This is a genomic window from Candidatus Cloacimonadota bacterium (assembly GCA_011372345.1).
Taxonomy (GTDB): Bacteria; Cloacimonadota; Cloacimonadia; order Cloacimonadales; family TCS61; genus DRTC01.
Genome location: DRTC01000610.1, coordinates 1 through 4,433 on the forward strand (window position 1 = coordinate 1; position 4,433 = coordinate 4,433).

Annotated in this window: 4 protein-coding genes; 2 read left to right on the plus strand and 2 right to left on the minus strand. The window is 33.7% G+C overall.

Annotated elements, in window-relative coordinates:
• Both ENL20_11695 and ENL20_11700 read right to left on the minus strand, forming a co-directional pair.
• A partial coding sequence (locus ENL20_11695) for a dihydroorotase (GenBank protein HHE39217.1) occupies positions 1-1,169 on the minus strand: 1,169 nt, incomplete at its 3' end.
• A 120-nt stretch (positions 1,170-1,289) separates the two neighbouring features.
• A complete protein-coding gene (locus ENL20_11700; protein HHE39218.1) occupies positions 1,290-2,051 on the minus strand; it encodes a serine/threonine-protein phosphatase in 762 nt (253 codons plus the stop codon).
• 285 nt (positions 2,052-2,336) lie between these two features.
• Between ENL20_11700 and ENL20_11705 the strand changes: the two genes are divergently transcribed.
• Together ENL20_11705 and ENL20_11710 are read left to right on the plus strand one after the other, a co-directional pair.
• Complete coding sequence (locus ENL20_11705; GenBank protein HHE39219.1) at positions 2,337-2,885, plus strand: PadR family transcriptional regulator; 549 nt, start codon at positions 2,337-2,339, stop codon at positions 2,883-2,885.
• Positions 2,886-2,890: 5 nt separating this feature from the next.
• Positions 2,891-4,270 carry a T9SS type A sorting domain-containing protein gene (locus tag ENL20_11710; GenBank protein ID HHE39220.1) on the plus strand — a complete coding sequence of 460 codons (1,380 nt, stop codon included), beginning with the start codon at positions 2,891-2,893 and terminating at the stop codon, positions 4,268-4,270.
• Positions 4,271-4,433: the final 163 nt, after the last annotated feature.

A 4,433-nucleotide genomic window follows, 5' to 3' on the forward strand; every position in this document is an offset into this window, starting at 1 on the left:
AAATCAGCATCTGTTCCAATTTCAAGACTTCCTTTTTGGGGATAAAATCCAAATCTTCCGGCAGCATTTTCCGAAGTCATCTTGATCATAGTTGAAAGTGGAACTTTTTCATTGAGATAAAATTCCGAGAAAAGATACGGGATCATCAATTCGGTTCCCGGAATTCCGCTGTAAACTTTGGAGAAATCTTTCAGTTTTTTTTCTGTCTCAAAGTCACAACCGGCATGATCGGTAGTAATGAAATCGATTTCCCCTTTTTTTAGAAGCTTTCGCAGATATTTTTTATCTTCTTCAAATTTTACCGGAGGAGCAGTTTTCAATCTTCCCAGAAGTTTTTGATAGTCGTTTGCAGTGAATTCGAGAAAATGAGGACAGGTTTCAAAAGTTACATTGATATTTTTTTTATATTTCAAGATTAATTCTGCTGCTATTTTTGTACTGATATGAACAAAATGGATTTTATTGCTTTCAGCGATCTCAAGGATTTGCCGAACTGCTTCAATTTCAGCTTCTACAGGTCTGATTTTCACATAATTTTCCGGAAGTTTCAGTTCTTCTTTGGAAAATGAGTTGATTGCTTTTTGAATTATATTTACATCTTCAGCATGAAAAGCAAATAACATTTCCGGAAATTGCCTGAAAACTTGTTCAATATCCTTGTATGTCAAAGCAGAAAATGTTTCCATTCCTGAAATCGTATAAATTTTAAAACCAACAACGCCTTCCTTCCAAAGTTCTTTAACCTTCTCTTCAGAAAGCGGAAAATCATTTCTTCTGATTCCTCCCCAGAAAGCAAAATCAATCAAAGCTTTAGACTGGATAATTTTAAATTTTTGATAAAGATTTTTCTTATTCGTAACCGGAGGAATGGAAGTGCAGGGCATATCGATTATGGTTGTTATTCCGCCATAGGCAGCAGCAGTTGTTCCGCTCAGAAAATCTTCATGATGATTAAATCCCGGATCATTGAAATGAACATGCGCATCGATACAGCCGGGAATAAGCAGTTTTCCTTTTAAATCAATTTCTTCATCAACTTGATCTTCGATTTCAGTTTCTGATATCTTCCGGATCTTCTCATCAAACAAAATACTAACGAGTTTTGTTTCACTATTATTTCCGGTCGAGATTAAGGCATTTTTGATTGATTTCATGATTTTTTTTGTCATTCTGAGGTTCTTTCATATCATTTTCGAGGAATCTCATTCATATCGTGAGAGAAATCTAAAATATTGGAGATTCTTCAACAGAAAGGCAGGAAGAGAATTCATAATGCAAATCGATTCAATTCACTCCAGATAATTCGAAACCAGGATAATCGTTACATCATCGAGAGAATGATTTTTTTGCGAAAGTTGATAAAGTCTCTCCACACCTGTTTTCAAATCAGTTGTTGTTGAAATTACATCTTCAATCTCTTTATCGAGCGTAACATCGGTCAGTCCATCAGAACAAAGTAAAAAGATATATTTTTCAGGTAATGAAATTCTGTAGCTGTTTATTTCAATATCCTGTTCCAGACCGATTACTTGAGATATTACATTTTTTTTTTCATGTTTGATGATGTCATCTTTGGTGATAATTCCTTTTTTATACATTTTCCACACTGGTGATTGATCTTCTGTTAACTGTTCTAATTTACTTTGAGAATAAAGGTACAATCTGCTGTCACCGACATTGTTGATATATGCCGTTTCATTATGGATCAATAAACTGACAAGAGTTGTGGACATTCCATAATAATCGTGAAAATCCCTGGAAACTTCCATGATCCGTATGTTCAAATTCCTGATCTCATCTTTCAGCAATTCTCCGTATTCTTTATTTTCAGTGTTATTATAATAATTTTCCTTAAACAATTTAGCACAAATACTGCTGGCTACTTCACCGGCTCGATGACCACCAAGTCCATCACAAACCGTAAACAAAAATCCTTTATTTTTAATGTCTGATTTTTTTTTATTCTTGTTTGGAACAGAACAGCTATCCTCGTTTTGAGGAGATTTTTTTCCTTTTCTGGAAAGAGCGTAATAATTTAGTTTATCATTCATTTGAAATACTATTAAATTTGAAACATTTTTGCTTTTTGTCCGAAAAATACAGGGATTTTATTATTTGAACTTGCAACAAATAACCTTCTACAAAGGATATATTGATCCATTAGATCCTCCTTTAAAACTCTATTTTTTTTTTATCAAATAAACACAACAAAAAAATAAAATTTTGTTTAATTTTCAAAAAAGCGATTTCTGAATTTTCCCTGACTTTAGTAATTTAAAAAAACTTGACTAATAGTCCATCCCTGAAATATTGTGTTCATAAACTAAAAGGAAAAAATGATGGATTCTTTAACGAATGCAGAACTGATGCTGCTTCAGATCATCAAAGAGCACAATGAAATTACAGGTTATGAAATAAATAAATATGTAATTTCTGTCGGTTATATCGAATGGGCTGACATCGGGAAAACCTCTATTTATACAGGTTTGAAGAAACTCGAGAAGAAAAGTTTGGTTACTTCATTTATTGCTGTCGATAAAATGGGAAAAGGACCGATTCCCAGAAAATATTCGATAACCACTGAAGGAGAAAAGATTTTAAAAGAGGAGATGATAAGAGCAATTTCAACTTCGAGAGAACGAGAAAAAAGATTCGACCTTGCTCTTTCTGCCATTCAGATTTTATCCAAACAGGAAATGATAAATGCTCTCGATCAAAGAATTATTTATTTGAGTTCGGAAAAAGAAAAGATCAATGAAGATTATATCGAGCAAAAAGAATGTCTTCCATTGGGAGGAAATATACTTTATGAAAGAATTTTAAAATCAATTGATAATGAGATCGAATCAACTCAAAATATCAAAAACTATTTAAATGAAAGGTAAACTTTATGAAGACAAAATTTATATTCATTACTTTTTTCTTATGTATGATCTTCTTAATTTTTGGAACAATAATCAATGTTCCCGATGATTATGCAACTATCCAATCTGCAATTAATGCCAGTTCAACCGGTGATACGATCCTCGTTCAACCCGGAACTTATCACGAAAATGTCGATTTTAATAATCGAGCAGTTACTTTAGCATCTTTGTATGCGACGACATCAGATGAATCTTACATCGAATCTACGATAATCAACGGAGGTCACAGCAGCAGTTGTGTAAAATTTGACAGCGGAGAAGGTAATGATTCGGTAATTAACGGTTTTACGGTTACTAACGGTTATGCTTATTACGGAGCGGGAATCTATTGTTATAACAGCAGCAGTCCGACGATCATGAATATGATAATTGATAATAACGATGGTCATCCGGATGATAGTTACGGCGGCGGAATTTGCATTATGAGTGAATCCGAACCTGTTTGTTCCAATATTGTTATTTCTAATAATTATGCTGAAGCAGGTGGTGGAATTTATTGTCACGATAACGGGAATGCGACTTTATCCAATATTACTTTTTTTGGAAATACAGCGAATCATGGTGGAGCAATGCTGACAAATTATTCCCATCCGGTTGTAGATCGTGCTCTTGTATATGATAATCAGGCAAATTCTGCCGGTGGTGCGGTTTATGTCCTTTATCATTCCTTCCCTGAATTTACTAACTGCTCGATTGTAAATAATACAACACCAGGTTGGGGTGGAGGATTTTATTGCAACGATATTTATGGAGAACCGATTATTACAAATTCCATTATCTGGGGAAATGAATCGGATTATGACTTACAGATATTTGCACTTGGTGCAAATCCAACTGTGAATTATTCCGATGTTCAAGATGGAACTGGGGAAGATTGGTTTGGAGAAGGCTGCATCGATGCCGATCCGTTATTTTTAGATCCGGGGAATGATATTTTCTTTCTAACAGTATCTTCACCTTGTATCGATGCCGGCGATCCCAATTCACCCTTAGATCCAGATGGTTCGATCGCAGATATGGGAGTTTTTTATTTTGAACAAACTGATGTCAATAATGAAGAATTAATAAATAATAATGAAAGAATTGAAATATCAAATTATCCGAATCCTTTCCATTCATCGACAACGATTTCTTTTTCAGTAACACAAACCTCCCGGTTTGTGACTCTTGATATTTACAATTTGAAAGGTCAGAAAATCAGACAATTTTCGATTGATGATTCTCGATTTTCGATTGTTTGGGATGGAACTGATGAAACAGGAAAATATGTATCATCCGGAATTTATTATTATAAGATGAAAAACGGTAGATACACATCGACTAAAAAAATGATCCTGATGAAATGATAGATCGTATTTCGCAGGATAAATCTAATTTATTTTAAAAGGTTAAGTCTAATTTATGAATAAAGAAAGAAAAAAGATGAATTTGTAAAACGATGTCAGTAAAGGAAATAAGGCTATTCACAGAACTAAAAATAGGGGGTGTAAAAGAAAAATGGGAACTTCA